We start from the raw sequence: 15,728 nt of genomic DNA, 5'->3' as shown, positions 1-15,728 counted from the left end.
GGACGGGGGTGGTTGAGTAGTGGAAAGATTTTCAGGTAGCCTCTCCATCCACCAACAGACTACCTGAAACCTTCACTCCTCAAACGGCTTGCGCTGCCAAAACCTCCTGCCCAAGCGCTGCGGCCGCATTGCTCCGCCCTGCCCCAGCACGAAATCCAGCTGCCCGCTGCGGGCGGTGGTGTAGAGCCGGATGCGGTGGGCGGAGAGGCGGTGGCGCACAATGGCGGCGGGGTGGCCGTAGGGGTTGGCGAAGCCGTTGGCCGCCACCGCCGCTTCGGGCGCCACCGCGTTCAGATAGGCCGAATCGGATGAGGAGCGGCTGCCGTGGTGCCCCAGCACCAATAATTGGCTGTGCAGCGAATCGCCGTATGTGCCCACCAGCCAGCGCTCGCCCGCAATGCCCAAATCGCCGCCGGCCAGCATGGCCTGCCCGTTGGCCAACACGCGCAACACGCAGCTTTGTTCGTTGTCGTCGGCCTGCGGATTGTGCAGCGGGGTGAGGAATTCGAAGTGCACGCCGTCCCACTCCCACGCCGTGCCGCCAGCACACCATTGAGCCGCTTCGGCATAGGCTTCCGGCTGGCCGGCATACAGTTGGCGCGGCACAAAGACTGCCTGAATGGCGGGGAAGCCGCCGTCGTGGTCGGCATCGTGATGCGAGAGTACCAACACATCGGGCGGCGGCAGCCCCTGCGCCAGCAGGTTGGGCACCAGCTGCGTCTGCGCCGCCCCCGCCGTGCCGGTGTCGAACAGCAGCCAATGGTTTTGCGTGCGCACCTGCAAGGCGAGCCCCTGCCCTACGTCGATAATCCGCACTGCCGCCGTGCCGTGCTCCGGTGCGGGCGTGCGATACAGACAGGATGCCGCCAACACCAGCGCCGCCCAAGGCCGCAAACCTAGGCCGCGCGGCAACATCCACACCGCCAGCGCAACCAATACGGCCAGCCAAAACAGCGGCGGCAAATGCGCCAGCGCGCCGGTGGGCACCCAACTGCCCGCCCACAACACCGCGCTCATGGTGTGCTCGCCAATAGCAGCCGCCATTTTCAGGTAGCCTTCAAACGGCAGCAGCACCGCCAGCAAGGCCAGCGGCACCAACACCCAGGAAAACCACGGAATCAGCAGCGCATTGGCAAAAGGCGCGACCAGCGGCACGGTGCCGAACACCTGCCCGGCCTGCCAAAACCCCAACAGCGTGGCCGCATATTGGGCGCGCAGCGCGGTGCGCCATTTGCCGGAATGTTTGGCCGCGTTCAGCCAGCCGTCTTCCGGCGCATCATCCTCCGGCATAGCCTCCAGCCGCCCTTGCGCCACCCAAATCAGCGCCGCCACCGCGCCGAAGGAAAACCAAAAGCCTACACCCAAAGCCGAGAGCGGGTCGAACAGCAGCACCGCCGCCAACGCCTGCCACCAAGCCCGCCACGGCGCAGGGCTGCCGCGCCGATACCATTGCCCGGCAAACACCGCCAGCATCAGCAAACTGCGCTGAATCGGCACGCCGAAGCCGGCCAAGGCCGAATAAAACAAAGCCGCGGCCAAGCCCGCCGCCAAATACCAGCGGCGCGGTTCGGCCAGCGGCAGGCGCAGCAGCAAAAGCCGCGCCAGATACGCTGCCGCCAGCGCCACCATACCGATGTGCAGCCCCGACACGCTAATCAGATGATTGATGCCCAACACGCGAAACGCCTGCCAATGCTCATCCGCCAGCCCGCCGTATCCGCCGCCGCCCAAAGCCCGCATCAGCGCCGCCCCGTTCGGGTAGGTTTCCGCCGCCTGTTGCCAAGCCTGCTGCCGCTCGTATCGCCAGTTTTGCCAACGCGATGGCCAGCCCGTGTCCGGCGGCAGTTCCACCCGTTCGCGGGCAGCCGAAGCCATGCCGTCGATATGCCGGCTCAACGCCCAAGCCTCGCGATTGAAGCCGTTTTCATTGCGCTCGCCCACCGTAGGCCGCACCCGCACCGTCATCCGCCAGCGGCTGCCCGGCCGCCACTCGCGCAAATACCGATCCGACACCAACAGCCGAAACCGCTCCCCCGCTTCCGTTTGCGCCCAAGCTTCAAACTGCACCGCCTGCGCGGATGCCTCCGCCACCGAGGCTACCTGAAAATCCAGCCGCACCCGTTGAAACTCCGGCTCCGCCGGCCACTGCTGCGATAGCGCCAACTGCACCCGCCACACGCCGTAAAGCAGCCCACACAGCAGCCACCACGCCCCACGGGCGCGCCGGAAGCAGCCAATCAGAGCAAGTAACAACGCCAAGGCAGCGGCAACGGCAACAAAATGTGCTGCCGGCAACAAAAAAGCTAGCAGCACACCCGCCACCCAATAGCACACCCCGCCCAAGCGCATAGTTACCTCATTGTTTATTCGTTTTAATCAAATTACCTTATAACAAACCGCCGCCGGATTGGCAAAGATAGATGAAGGCTACCTGAAACTTTGCTAACAGCGGGCGCGTTTCAGCCAAATTAAAAAACTGCTTCGAGCAAGCTCAGCCCAGCAGGCGGATATAAACCCTGCTCCTGCAAGTTTCAGGTAGCCTTAACACCCATAGGCTTAGAAGCCAAGTATGGTTAATCTATCGATCTTGCCATCCGTCTGCAGGCGCAGGCATAAGGCGCAAAGGTGAACTGGGCATGCAATAATTAATACAGGCTACCTGAAAATCTGAACGGCACGAGAGTTCAAATACTCCTACAGCAACGCAGATCTACTACATACCTCGCGGCATAGTATGTTAGAGGCTACTTGAAAACAGCTTTCAGGTAGCCTCTAGCGCAAACACGTCCCGCTCTGCGCATCCACAATCCGGCTCGGCCGCTTCGCCCCACCGCAGCGGCCGTTTACCACATACACATCCCGCCCAAAACAGCGCTGCACCTCGCGCTGATGCCGTAAAGCCCGCCGCCCGCTGCGGTTGCACGAAGTGGACACCAGCGGTGTGCCCAGCAGCGCGCACAAACGCCGTGCCCCATCATGCGCCGGCACGCGCACCGCCAGTTTTTCCCGCCCGCGCCCGCGTAACAACGCCGGTACACTCCCTGATACCGCAAATAAAAACGTTATCGCCGCCGGCCAAGTGCTTTGTGCCAGCCGGCGCTGGTTTTCAGGTAGCCTTTGCAGCAATGGCTCGAGCTGCACCAAATTACTGCCGATAACAATCAACCCCTTGTGCTGCGGCCGTTTTTTCAGCTGCATCAGCCGGCGCAAGGCGTGGCGATGCGTGGGCAGGCAGCCCAATCCGTAGCTGGATTCCGTGGGATAAGCCACCAAGCCGCCGCCGCGCAGGTGCGCACGCAGCCCTCGGGCGGCGGAGACGGAAAGAACTCGTGGAAACATGATTCTTGCTGGATGCCGATATGGGGTTTGAAGCGGTATTGTAATCTGAAAAGCAATGCCACGGGCGTATATCAACACCCACACCATATAAGGGCTGCCTGAAACCGTTTTAACCTCACTGAAGTTCACGTTTTCAGGTAGCCTTTTTGCCCGTAAACACCCGCATTCACACTGCACAATTGGCTGCTGTACGGGGCTTGCGGTATAATTCGTTCCCATCATACATCCAACCAAACGGCTCTTTGACCCACAGCATTTCCAGCCGTTTTCTGCACGCGTCTTCCTTCTGTTTTTCCCAGCCGGTATATTTAATGACGACTCCCGTTCCCGCCTCCCTTCCCTCCGTTTCCACTGATTACGAACAGCAGCAGGAAATCACCCGCCTGTGCGTCCATGCCGCACTGTTGCTGTTGCAATACGGTGCGGAAAGCACGCTTATTGACCAAATCGCCGTGCGCCTTGGCCGTGCTCTGGGCATGGACAGTGTGGAGTGTGCGCTCACACCCAATGCGATTGTGATCACCACGCGCCGTTGCAATCAATGCATCACCACCACGCGCAAGAATTTCGACAAAGGCATCAATATGTCGGTGATCACAGCGGTGCAGCACATTGTGCTGGATGCGGAAGACGGTCTATCTAGCGTGCAGGAAGTGCGTGAACAGCTGGATGCGGTGAAGCCGGAAAAATACAACCGCTATTTTGTGGTGTTTATGGTGGGGCTCTCCTGCGCGAGCTTTGCCCACCTCTCGGGTGGCGATCCGCTGATTTGCTTCATCACGTTTATTGCTTCGGCCTGCGGCATGTGGGTACGCCAAAGGTTGTCGGCACGACACTACAACCCGGCAGTGGTGTTCGCGGTTACTGCTTTTGTGGCTTCAATGGTGTCGGGCACGGCACTGAAGTTCGGTTGGGGCGAGCACCCAGAAATCGCCACGGCGGCCAGCGTCCTGCTGCTAGTGCCTGGGATGCCGCTGATTAATTCGCTGGCCGATATGCTCAAAGGCCATGTGAATATGGGCATGAGCCGCTGGGCAGTGGCCATGCTGCTCACGTTCAGCACCTGTTTGGGCATTGTGTTGGCCTTGAGCCTGTTGAATGTTTCTGCTTGGGATTAAACCATGCTGCTGAATTTGCTAGACGATATGTTCTTCGCCGCTATCCCCGCCGTGGGCTTTGCGATTTTGTTCAATGTACCGCGCAATGCGTTGAAATACTGTGCTTATTTGGGTGCGTTGGGGCATGGCTCGCGCACGCTCATGATGCAGTTTGGTCTGTCGCAGGGCTTGGCCACGCTGTGTGCGGCTTCGCTGGTGGGCTTTATCGGCGTGTATTTGTCGCAACGCTATCGGGCGCACCCGAAAGTGTTTACTGTGGCCGCCATCATTCCGATGATTCCAGGCGTGTATGTGTATAAGGCTATGATTGCGCTGGTGCAGATAAATCACAAGGGCTTTTCCGAACAGCTTTTAGAGCAAGCGGTGGATTATTTTGTAAAATCAGGCTTCGTTATCGGCGCACTGGCCTTCGGGCTGGCGCTGCCGGGGCTGCTGTTCTACCGCCAACGGCCAGTAGTGTAGCCGCCATACTGTTTGAGTTTAACCAAAGGAATAATTGCTTCAGCAAGCTGTCGCAATCTGCTAAACTTGCCACCTCTTTACTACTCCCGTACCGATATGCACCCTGCTTCCCCCGCCTCCTCAGAGCCCGAGCCTGCCTCGGTAGATAAGTTTGTACGCGGTGCGTCGTATTTAAAGGCTACCTGAAAACTGCCCACGGCATTTTCAGGTAGCCTTTGTTTTTCCCTATTATGAAACCCTTACAAAACCCCATATTTGATCTCAATTCAAAGCAGTAGCATCGCAAATCACGAAGACAATATTTGAATATTTTCCAACATTCGGGAGGCGTACTGCGAAGAAATGCGCCAAAGATGGGGTTTTGAAAAAAGCTCATTGCCGCTTTAATTTTAAGGATTCTACTTATGGATTTCTCCTGGCTGGCCGACCCGGTAACCTGGCTGGGCTTCGCCACGCTGATTATTCTCGAAGTCGTGCTCGGCATCGACAACCTGGTGTTCGTGGCCATTCTGGCCGGCAAAGTGCGCCCCGCCCAGCGCGACCGCGCCCGCATCACCGGCCTGACTTTGGCTGTGCTCATCCGGCTGCTCATGCTCGCCTTTATGGGCCGCATCATGCAGCTCACCGCTCCGCTATTTGCCCTGGGGCGGCTGGAAGTGGCCGGCAAAGACATCATCATGTTTGTGGGCGGCCTGTTCCTACTGTATAAGGCCACCACCGAGCTGCATGAACGGCTGGAAGGCGCCAACCACTACGCCGTTTCCGACACCGACCATCGCAAACAGCATGCGCCGTTTTGGGGCGTGGTATTGCAGATTCTCGTGCTCGATGCTGTGTTTTCCATCGATGCTGTGGTTACTGCCGTGGCTGTGGTGCAGCATATCCAAATCGCCATGGCCGCCGTGATTGTGGCGATGGCCATGATGATTTGGGCAAGCAAACCGCTCACCGAATTTGTCAACCGCCATCCCACTGTGGTGATGCTCTGTCTCGGCTTCCTCTTGATGATTGGCTTCAGCCTGATTGCCGAAGCCTTCCACGTAGTCATCCCCAAAGGCTACCTGTATGCCGCCATCGGCTTCTCCGTGCTGATTGAAGTGCTTAACCAAATCTCCCAGCGCAACACCGACAGAAACGCCTACGGCAGCCGCTCTTGGCGCCGCCGTACCGCCGAAAACGTGCTTGGCATGATGGGCATCCGCGAAACCATGCTGGCCAAAGCCGGCGAAGAAAACCACGATGCCGGCCACTTTGAAGAAAACGAAAAATCCATGATCCGCAGCGTGCTTACCCTGGCCGAGCGCCCCCTGCCCGGCATCATGGTGCCCCGCCGCGATATCGAACGCCTCGATATTTCCCAAAGCCGCGAGCAGCAATATGCCCAGCTGCAAAACACCCCGTATTCCCGCCTCCTTGTGGTGGGCAAGGCCGGTGCCGACGAGCCTTTGGGCTACATCAACAAAAAAGACCTGCTCAACCAGCTTCTGGCCGGGAAAGAGCCCGATATCCAGGCCGCCCTGTGCCAGCCGCTCATCCTGCCCAATAGCACCAACACTCTTTCCGCCATCGAGCAGTTCCGCCAAAGTGGTGCCGACTACGCCCTCGTGGTGGACGAATTCGGCGCCGTGCAGGGCATGGTTACCACCAAAGACTTGCTTTCCGCCATTGCCGGCGAATTCCCCGAAGCCTACGAGCGTAAAGAGCAAAATGCCCAATCCGGCGAAAACAGCTCGGAAAATAACGACAGCCTGCTGGTGGACGGCAGCCACGAATACGCCGAGCTCGCCCCGCAGCTCGGCCTGCCCTCACCCGAAGAAGATGCCGACTACCACACTGTGGCCGGCTTGATGATCGAAGAGCTAAAAACCCTGCCTGAGGTGGGCGACACCCTCGACTACCACGGCTGGCGTTTCACCGTGGCCGCCAAAGCCGGCCAGCGCATCGAACAAATCCGCATCAGCCGCCAGCCGAAATAAAGTGTGCGGTTTCAGGTGACCTTTTGCTGCGATACGAAAAGGCTACCCGAAAATATGGAAACCGCTTCTTCAGGTAGCCTAAAAGCTATATTGTTTTGTCTGCCTTCCACAAATTTCAGGTAGCCTTCGGTATGGCAACAGCCAAATATAACTCCTCCACCATACAAGCGCTCAGGTTACCTGAAAACTCCCCACCCAAACTTGCCCAGCCCTCCCGTTGTCCATTAAAATAACACACTTCCAGCAGGCACTGCCGCCTTCGCCGAAGCACGTTTTGCCCCGCTTAGAAAGCCGCGAAACGTGTTCTTTATCCCCCGCGTCCGGACACCAATCATGACCACTCCCGCCCTTCTCGTTCTCGCTGACGGCAGCGTATTTCAAGGCACATCAATCGGTTACAAAGGTTCAGCTTCCGGCGAAGTCGTGTTCAACACCTCCATGACCGGCTATCAGGAAATCCTGACCGACCCGTCCTACTGCAAACAAATCGTAACCCTCACCTATCCCCACATCGGCAACACCGGCACCAACGCCGAAGATGAAGAAAGCCGCAGCGTTTATGCCGCCGGCTTGATTATCCGCGACCTGCCGCTGCTGCACAGCAACTTCCGCGCGTCCGAAAGCCTGCACGACTATCTGGTGCGCAATAAAACCGTCGCCATCGCTGACATCGATACCCGCCGCCTGACCACGCTGCTGCGTGAAAAAGGCGCGCAAGGCGGCGCAATTCTGACCGGCGCGGACGCAACGGTTGCAAAAGCGCAAGAACTCATCGCCGCGTTCGGCAGCATGGTCGGCAAAGATTTGGCGAAAGAGGTTTCCTGCAAAGAAGCCTACGAATGGACCGAAGGCGAATGGGCGTTGGGCAAAGGTTTCGTTACCCCTGCCGAGCAGCCGTTCCACGTAGTCGCCTACGATTTCGGCGTGAAAACCAACATCCTGCGTATGCTCACCTCACGCGGCTGCCGCCTGACCGTCGTCCCCGCCCAAACCAGCGCGGAAGATGTGTTGGCGCTCAACCCAGATGGCGTGTTCCTCTCCAACGGCCCCGGCGACCCCGAGCCTTGCATCTACGCCATCGAAGCCGTGCAAAAACTGATGGCAAGCGGCAAACCCATCTTCGGCATCTGCTTGGGACACCAGCTTATCAGCCTCGCCATCGGCGCAAAAACCCTGAAAATGCACTTCAGCCACCACGGCGCGAACCATCCCGTGCAAGACTTGGACAGCGGCAAAGTCGTCATCACCAGCCAAAACCACGGTTTCGCCGTCGATGCCGACACCCTGCCCGCCAACGCAAGGATTACCCACCAATCCTTGTTCGACAACACTTTGCAAGGCATCGAGCTGACCGACAAACCCGTGTTCTGCTTCCAAGGCCACCCCGAAGCCAGCCCCGGCCCGCAAGATGTCGGCTATCTGTTTGACCGGTTTATCCAAAATATGCAAGCCGCCAAACAAGCTTAATCATCGCACACATATCAATCACTTAAAAGGAAAAATGCAGATGAAAAGAATCGTTTTATGCGCTGTTTTGCTGGACACTTTATCTGCCTGCAACACCTTGCACTCCGCCGCGCGCGATGCCAATACCACCGTTCAAGCGTGGAACAAGGATTATCAAAAGCAGCATCGCTAATCCCCGCGCCGGAGCGAAAACAGCCTGAAATGTAAGCCACATCAGGCTGTTTTTTTCTGCAACACTACACCAGAAAACAAACATGAAACACAGCATCTTCATCTTCATGCCTGCTCATCAGCAGCCCGATTTTTGCCAAAGACAAGCCCGTTAATCTGAAAAGCATCAGCCAAATGGGGGGCGATATGGTGGATTCCGCCACACAAGACATTTATCAAACCCTAGCCGCCGGCAACCGCAACATTGCCGGCCACCACTACCTACACCCTATTCGGCGTGTTCTCCCCACTAGTGGGCATTATCAGCACCACCCAAGCTGCCGAAACCCTGAAAATCCTGCTCGGCCTGCCTGCCGAAAACGGCGTTTTGTGCTGATACAACGCACTCAGCGGCCAATGGCAGCACTTCTCCATCCCCCCCCCAAATCCCACCTGTAAAGTGTGCGGCGGACATAAGAAAGGCTGAAAAGGCTACCTGAAAATTTAGCTTCACAGAAACTTGCGTAGCTCGTTTTCAGGTAGCCTTTTCCAATATCAGGCTACCTGAAACCGCCAATCTCATTATTCCTCTTCACTTATCCAAGCCCAATTCTCGGGCATACACGGCAGCACGTACGCAGTTGTCGATGTTTAGTTTGCGGAAGATAATCTGCATATACGCCTTCACCGTGTTTTCGGATAAAAACATCCGCCAAACAATCATTTTGTTGCTGATAACCACCAGCTGCGCAGTGCAACACATCGTGCTCGCTCTGGGTGCGGGAATCGAGGATGGCGGAATGGTCGGGCGGGAAGCTCGGGCGACACGGTTTACTGCCCAGCCACGACCTGGCGGATAGCGGCCACCAGGAAATCGGTATCGGTGTTTTTCAAAATATAGCCGTGCGCACCGAGCTCGAAGCATTTTTGCAAGTTGTCGGCATCTTTGGAAACGGTGAGCATCGGCACGGAGGGCTTGGAAAGGGCAACCGCCTTTGGAAGCTGCCCAAGGCGTAGATGGGCACCAGCGTCACCAAAGCGCCTACTTTACCCTGTATCCATACCATATCGCTGACTTCGCCTTCTCGCCTGGTAGTGTGAATGTGCGGCAGGTTACTTAAAAATGGAGTAGCCTCACAGCAAGGCGGGCAAAACTGTTTCGCTATATAATGCCGCTTTCTTTTTCCCGCACTGCCATGAACTACGCCGCCCAGCTGGCCGCCCTCGCTGCCACCCAAACCGAAACCATCGCCCGCCACCGTTTAGACAACGGCGAAACCGTGTGGCTGCGCAAAGCCGCTCCACGCCAAGCCGCCTGGCGTTACAGCCTACTCAACGGCCTGGCCAAAGTGTGCCGCTTGGGCGTGCTCACCCCAGTGCCCAACCCCGGCGGCGAGGCCAGCATAGCCATTGAAGCCGGCCGCCTACGCGAACTGGCCGAAGCCGGCATTCCCGCGCCGAAACTATTGGCCGTGCAGGAGAATGCCCTATTGATGAGCCATGTGGGCGAGCAAACCCTGCTCATCGCCATCGAAAAGCAAACCAAAGTCGGCAGCCTCGAAGGCTGGCTGCAAGGTCTGCATGCCATCGAAGCCGTACACCGGCAAAACCAATTTCTCAGCCAAGCTTTCGCCCGCAATATAGTGCTGACCGAAGCCGGCGGCATCGGCTTTATCGACTTCGAAGACAACCCCGCCACCGTGCTCAGCCTGCTGCAGTGCCAAAGCCGCGACTGGCTGTGCTACCTGCAATCCACCGCCGACATCCTCCTGCGCAGCGGCCTGCTCGACCAAGCCGCTGAACATTACAAAACCTGCCTGCAAAAGCAAAATCCCGCTATAATTCGCACCTTGCGCCGCAGTATGCATCCCATTTTGTGGATGCGCCGCATCCAATCCGAACGCTGGGGCTGCGACACCCTGCGCCTGGCCGCACTGGCCGATTTGTTTTACCGCATGGGCGAAATCTGAAGCAGGTTTTCAGGTAGCCTTACTCCAAAGATGACGTTTCACACCCCAACCATCATGCAAACATCCCGCCTCCCCCTCATCGCCACCGTCCTTTTCGTTTCTGCCCACAGCGCCGCCCAAACCCAAGCCCCCGCCGGCGCCCTGGCCTGTACCCAAATCGGCGACCCCGCCGCCCGCCTTGCTTGCTACGACCACAGCATGGGTGCACAACTTCCGCCCACCCAGCCCTTATCTGCTCCCGCCGACACCAAAGCCGCCATCGACATCAAACAAAGCATCGAGCAAAGCCAGGCCGAGAGCACACCCAAGGTGGTGCTCACCGAAGCCCCTGCCGCCCCCACCCAGCCGCAGGCCTTCAGCCCGCTCAGCCTCGCCTACGATTTAGACGTAAACCACGAATCCAGCATCCTCAGCGTGCGTGCCCACCGCCCGCTCTACCTGCTGCCCGGCTGGTACAACAGCTCGCCCAACCGCAACCCCTCCTCCCCCGAACACACTTCCGCCATTCCCGAGCAGCAGCGCCAAAACCACGTTGAAGCCAAAATGCAGATTTCCTTCAAAACCAAGCTATTACAAGACCTATTCGGCACCAACGCTGACCTCTGGTTCGGCTACACTCAAGTTTCCCACTGGCAAGTATATAAAGGCTCCATGTCCTCCCCCTTCCGCAACACCGACTACGAGCCCGAAATCTTCCTTACCCAGCCCGTGAAAGCCGCTCTGCCTGGCGGCGGCGGCCTGCGTATGCTCGGCATTGGTGCCGCACACCAGTCCAACGGCCAAAGCGACCCACTTTCCCGCTCTTGGAACCGCATCTACGCCATGGCCGGCATGGAATGGGGCAACCTCACCGTGGTGCCGCGCCTGTGGTGGCGCATTCCCGAAAAAAGCGACGATGACGACAACTCCAACATCAACCGCTACATGGGCTACGGCGATTTGCAGATGTACTACCGCTTCAACGACCGCCAAACCCTCGGTGCCCTCGCCCGCTACAATCCTGCCAGCAGCAAAGGCAGCCTGCAGCTGAACTACACCTTCCCCATCGCCGGCCGACTCAAAGGCTATGTGCAAGCCTTCCACGGCTACGGAGAAAGCCTGCTCGATTACAACCACAAACACAACAGCATCGGCCTGGGCGTGATGCTGAACGATTGGGATGCTTTCTAAACCACACTCATATTTTTCAGGTAGCTTTCTATCCAAACAGGCTACCTGAAAAATTAGTGTATTATTTGCACACAGCATTTTGCATATAGCAGCCATAAAATACCGACATCCATCCTAAATCCATATACAATCCGAATTTCGAATAAATCAGTATATTTAATTTCTGTTTTAGTTTCATGCTGCTAGCATTCTACATTCACACTTACTTACAATCCAGAAAAAGCAGGTTAAATCATAGTATTAGCCTTGCCTTCCTTTTTAGGCCGCCCTATAATGCATTACTGTTGGGTGGTCAAGGAGACCGCTTAACAAGTTTCTCCTCTATTTCTCCTTTGTAGATTTGGCACATATTCAATATGTGCCGCTTTTTTGCCTGCTTCCATCGCACAAATTTCCACTGATTTGCCAAGCATTTGAATCCAAACAAAACAAATCATTCTTTTCAAACATAAATCAGCCAGCCATGCACTATGCATCCATTACAGCAAATCAAGCGAGTGCCATAGCTCTTTATCAGAAATCCCACTATACTGCCGCCCGTTTTCCACTCGGAGCAGCCCATGTCCGCCACCGTGTTTTACCTCTTTCTCGGTTTTACCGCCTTTTCCACCCTGCTGCAACTGCTGCTCTCTTTGCGCCAGAGCCGCGTCGTGCTGCCGCACCGAGGCCGCGTGCCGCGCGATTTCAAAGACGTGGTTTCGCTGGAAGAACACCAAAAAGCCGCCGACTACGCGCTGGCCAAACAGCGGTTTTCGCGTTGGCATATTCTGTATGAAACCTTGCTGCTGCTGATGTTTACCCTCGGCGGCGGGCTGAATCTGCTGGCAGAAACAGCCAACCGCCTTGCCGCCTCGCCGTTAAACCAAGGCGTGCTGTTGGTGGTGCTGTTTTCGCTGGCTAGCAGCCTGCTGTCCCTGCCCTTTGCGCTCTACCGCAGCTTCCGGCTGGAAGCCGCATTCGACTTCAACAACATGACCTTGGGCACTTTCTTTGCCGACCAAATCAAAGGCCTGCTGTTGGGCGCGGCCATCGGCATTCCGCTTCTGTATGCCGTGATTTATCTGATGGGCGCGGCTGGAAATGCGTGGTGGCTGTGGGTGTGGCTGTTGTGGCTCGGTTTCTCGCTGCTGATGCTGTGGGCGTTTCCCAAATGGATTGCCCCGCTGTTCAACCGCTTCGAACCGCTGGCCGATGAAGACTTGCAACAGCGCATCACCAATCTGCTCACGCGCACCGGCTTTGCCAGCAACGGCATTTTCGTGATGGACGGTAGCAAACGCAGCGGCCACGCCAACGCCTATTTCACCGGCCTCGGCCAAAACAAACGCATCGTGTTTTTTGACACCCTGCTCAAAGGCATGCAGCCGCAGGAGGTTGAAGCCGTGTTGGCGCACGAACTGGGGCATTTCAAACACCGCCATATCGTGAAGCAAATCGCCGTGCGTTTCCTGCTCGCACTCTTGGTGCTGTTTGCGCTTGGGCAAATCATCCACTTTGCCGCCGTGTATCACGGTTTGGGCGTGGCCTATCCCAGCCACGCCATGGCGCTGCTGTTGATGATGCTGGTGCTGCCTGTGCTCTCTTTCCCCTTCGCCCCGTTGGGCAGCTTTTCCTCACGCCGCAACGAATTTGAAGCCGACCGTTTCGCCGCCGCGCACACCCATGCCGAAGACCTGATTTCTGCACTGATCAAACTCTACCGCAGCAATGCCGCCAGCCTGGTAAATGATCGCTGGTATGCCCGCTGGTACGACAGCCATCCCAACGCCCGCGAACGCATCGCCGCCCTGCGGCAGAGCGGGCAGACTAGCTGAAAGCCTAGGCTGCTTTAGCAAAATAAAGGCTACCTGAAAACGCTGCCTTCACTCAGCGAAAGTTTCAGGTAGCCTTGCCGTCGGCCTATCAACCCAGGCAACCAGCTGCCTATGCAAACACCTTATCCGTTTTTAATAATTCAGCATCCTCCCCGCACCATTCAAACCGGATTACTGCAAACAAAGGCTACCTGATAATCAGGTAACCTTTGTCATTCCCATCTCACAAGCGTACAATTCACATATTTTTACAGAAGCGCACGGAATCAAACATGATTGCTTGGATAGAAGCCCGCCGCGCCGGTTTGCTTGGCCGCACCCATTGGGCGAACAATATTGTGGCAGGCATTATTGTGGGCGTGGTGGCGCTGCCGCTTTCCATGGCCTTTGCCATCGCCACCGGCGTGAAACCCGAACAGGGGATTTACACCGCCATCGTAGCCAGCGTGATTGTGGCCGTGACCGGCGGCTCACGCGTGCAGATTGCCGGCCCCACCGGCGCATTTATCGCCATTCTCTCCGGCATCACCGCCAAATTCGGCTTCGACGGCCTGCAAATTGCCACCATCCTCGCCGGCATCATACTGTTGTTTATGGGACTATTCCGCTTCGGCGGCATGATCCGCTTTATCTCCATGCCGGTGATTATGGGCTTTACTGCCGGCATCGGCGTGGTGATTTTTGTGGGGCAATGGGCAGCATTTTTCGGCCTGCCCAAAGCCGGCGGTGAGCATTTCCACCAACAGCTGTGGTCGCTGCTGCAAAGTCTGCCTCATCTCCACCCCACCACCACCGCACTGGGGCTGTTTTCACTTGCGCTGCTGTTGTTGATGCCCAAAGTGCCGCTGCTGCGCCGCCTGCCTTCGCCGATGTGGGTGCTGCTGTGCGCCACCGTGCTGCAAAGCCTGTTCCACTTTGAAGGCGTGGCCACCGTCGGCTCGGCCTACGGCGCCATTCCGCGCGCCCTGCCACATTTTTCCCTGCCCAATTTTGCAACAGCCGAAACTGCCAAACTGATTCTGCCTGCCTTCACCATCGCCATGCTCGGCGCGATTGAATCGCTGCTCTCCGCCGTGGTGGCCGACGGCATGGCCGGCACGCACCACAGCGCCAATCAGGAGCTGGTGGGCCAAGGGCTGGCCAATATCATCACACCATTTTTCGGCGGGTTCGCCGCCACCGGCGCCATCGCCCGCACCGCCACCAATATCCGCCAGGGCGGCAACAGCCCGCTGGCCGGCATCATCCATGCCCTCACATTGGCGCTGATTCTGCTCGTGGCCGCACCGCTGGCCGCCGATATTCCCTTGGCCGCACTGGCTGCCATCCTGTTTCAGGTAGCCTGGAACATGAGCGAGCCCAAACGCTGCCTGCACATCCTGCGCCGCGCCCAGCGTGCTGCCTATATTCTGTTTTTCATCACCTTTTTCCTCACCATCTTGGTGGATTTGGTGGTGGCGGTGAACATCGGCGTGATTTTGTCCACCCTGCACTTTATCGGTCAGATGGCCAAAGCGGTAGAAGTGCGCAAGGAAGAACACAGCCGCGATGCTGCCGTCCTGCCGGATAACGTGCTGATGTTTATCGTGAACGGCCCCTTCTTCTTCGGCGCGATGGAAAAATTCGAAACCACGCTGGCCGATATCAACACCCAGCCACGCGCCGTGGTGTTGCGGATGCGCTGGGTGCCCTATATCGATATCACCGGCATCCTCACCCTAGAACGCGTTATCAGCGGCCTGCAAAAACGCGGTATCCGCGTTATCGTTACCGGCGCCAATGAGCAAGTACGCGCCAGCCTGGAGCGCAGCGGCATCGTTACCCTGCTCGGCGAAGGCAACTTCATCCGCGAATTCGACGACGCTGCCGCCATGCTGCGTGCGGAAAGGAAGGCTGGAGCGGCAAGTTGATGGAATACCAAATAGGCTACCTGAAAATAAAGCAACACCATCATGTTAGCAGCCAAGCCTCAAACCAAATCTGTTCAAATAAAGGCTACCTGAAACTCCAACCCAGTTTTCAGGTAGCCTCCCTTTAGCATCCTACCCTTTCGCATCCTCCCGTTTCCCACCAGCCTCACACCCTCGCTAAAAAGGCTACCTGAAACCCGTTTTGCCACATAAATTCCTCAGCCAAATACTGCCTGCACCATCAAGTTATGATACACTTGCGCCTTTCGTTTACGGTCGGTGCGGAAAAACACGCCGGCCAAGTGCAAACTTTTCCGAGCAGGCATCCGCCTATCGGCTTGATTAACACCAA

13 protein-coding genes and 1 pseudogene are annotated in these 15,728 nt (G+C 57.3%); 9 read left to right on the top strand and 5 right to left on the bottom strand.

Annotated elements, in window-relative coordinates; genetic code table 11:
- Window positions 1-72 precede the first annotated feature (72 nt).
- Window positions 73-2,349 (bottom strand): DNA internalization-related competence protein ComEC/Rec2, encoded by a 2,277-nt coding sequence (locus A7Q03_RS05690; protein ID WP_067448085.1) that lies wholly within the window; start codon window positions 2,347-2,349, stop codon window positions 73-75.
- A 423-nt stretch (window positions 2,350-2,772) separates the two neighbouring features.
- Window positions 2,773-3,339 carry an L-threonylcarbamoyladenylate synthase gene (locus A7Q03_RS09835; protein WP_082880698.1) on the bottom strand — a complete coding sequence of 189 codons (567 nt, stop codon included), beginning with the start codon at window positions 3,337-3,339 and terminating at the stop codon, window positions 2,773-2,775.
- Window positions 3,340-3,650: 311 nt separating this feature from the next.
- On the opposite strand from A7Q03_RS09835, the gene A7Q03_RS05680 reads away from it, so the two are divergent.
- The 4 genes from A7Q03_RS05680 to carA all read left to right on the top strand — a co-directional run bounded on the left by A7Q03_RS05680 (window position 3,651) and on the right by carA (window position 8,362).
- Window positions 3,651-4,457 (top strand): threonine/serine exporter ThrE family protein, encoded by an 807-nt coding sequence (locus A7Q03_RS05680; RefSeq protein ID WP_067448081.1) that lies wholly within the window; start codon window positions 3,651-3,653, stop codon window positions 4,455-4,457.
- A 3-nt stretch (window positions 4,458-4,460) separates the two neighbouring features.
- The gene (locus A7Q03_RS05675) at window positions 4,461-4,919 is read left to right on the top strand and encodes a threonine/serine exporter family protein (protein WP_067441353.1); all 459 of its coding nucleotides are present in this window, start codon (window positions 4,461-4,463) and stop codon (window positions 4,917-4,919) included.
- Window positions 4,920-5,323: 404 nt separating this feature from the next.
- Entirely contained in the window at window positions 5,324-6,895 is a 1,572-nt protein-coding gene (locus A7Q03_RS05670) for a TerC family protein (protein WP_067448079.1), read from the top strand.
- Window positions 6,896-7,228: 333 nt separating this feature from the next.
- Complete coding sequence (gene carA / locus A7Q03_RS05665) at window positions 7,229-8,362, top strand: glutamine-hydrolyzing carbamoyl-phosphate synthase small subunit (RefSeq protein ID WP_067448077.1); 1,134 nt, start codon at window positions 7,229-7,231, stop codon at window positions 8,360-8,362.
- Between the two features lie 79 nt (window positions 8,363-8,441).
- Here carA and A7Q03_RS10175 read toward each other — a convergent pair whose 3' ends face one another.
- On the bottom strand, window positions 8,442-8,642 hold the full coding sequence (locus A7Q03_RS10175; protein WP_153705546.1) for a hypothetical protein: 201 nt from the start codon (window positions 8,640-8,642) through the stop codon (window positions 8,442-8,444).
- 159 nt (window positions 8,643-8,801) lie between these two features.
- Between A7Q03_RS10175 and A7Q03_RS09830 the strand changes: the two are divergent.
- Window positions 8,802-8,999, top strand: a pseudogene (locus A7Q03_RS09830) (molybdopterin-synthase adenylyltransferase MoeB); the annotation flags it as partial.
- 105 nt (window positions 9,000-9,104) lie between these two features.
- Here the strand turns inward: A7Q03_RS09830 and A7Q03_RS10390 are convergent.
- Together A7Q03_RS10390 and A7Q03_RS10170 are read right to left on the bottom strand one after the other, a co-directional pair.
- Window positions 9,105-9,221, bottom strand: coding sequence for a helix-turn-helix transcriptional regulator (locus tag A7Q03_RS10390; RefSeq protein ID WP_167738609.1), 117 nt, complete (start codon window positions 9,219-9,221; stop codon window positions 9,105-9,107).
- 122 nt (window positions 9,222-9,343) lie between these two features.
- Window positions 9,344-9,475: a response regulator transcription factor gene (locus A7Q03_RS10170; protein WP_153705547.1), complete on the bottom strand. Its 132-nt coding sequence runs from the start codon at window positions 9,473-9,475 to the stop codon at window positions 9,344-9,346.
- Window positions 9,476-9,681: 206 nt separating this feature from the next.
- Here A7Q03_RS10170 and A7Q03_RS05660 point away from each other — a divergent pair, with 206 nt between their 5' ends.
- The 4 genes from A7Q03_RS05660 to A7Q03_RS05645 all read left to right on the top strand — a co-directional run bounded on the left by A7Q03_RS05660 (window position 9,682) and on the right by A7Q03_RS05645 (window position 15,376).
- A complete protein-coding gene (locus A7Q03_RS05660) occupies window positions 9,682-10,482 on the top strand; it encodes a hypothetical protein (RefSeq protein WP_082880696.1) in 801 nt (266 codons plus the stop codon).
- Between the two features lie 54 nt (window positions 10,483-10,536).
- Window positions 10,537-11,652 (top strand): phospholipase A, encoded by a 1,116-nt coding sequence (locus A7Q03_RS05655; RefSeq protein ID WP_067448214.1) that lies wholly within the window; start codon window positions 10,537-10,539, stop codon window positions 11,650-11,652.
- Between the two features lie 560 nt (window positions 11,653-12,212).
- Window positions 12,213-13,466, top strand: a complete 1,254-nt coding sequence (locus A7Q03_RS05650) for a M48 family metallopeptidase (RefSeq protein ID WP_067448075.1) — start codon at window positions 12,213-12,215, stop codon at window positions 13,464-13,466.
- A gap of 272 nt (window positions 13,467-13,738) precedes the next feature.
- The gene (locus A7Q03_RS05645) at window positions 13,739-15,376 is read left to right on the top strand and encodes a SulP family inorganic anion transporter (protein WP_067448073.1); all 1,638 of its coding nucleotides are present in this window, start codon (window positions 13,739-13,741) and stop codon (window positions 15,374-15,376) included.
- Window positions 15,377-15,728: the final 352 nt, after the last annotated feature.

This window comes from Eikenella sp. NML99-0057 (assembly GCF_001648535.1).
Lineage (GTDB): Bacteria > Pseudomonadota > Gammaproteobacteria > Burkholderiales > Neisseriaceae > Eikenella > Eikenella exigua.
This window is presented reverse-complemented; position numbering and strand designations above follow the sequence as displayed.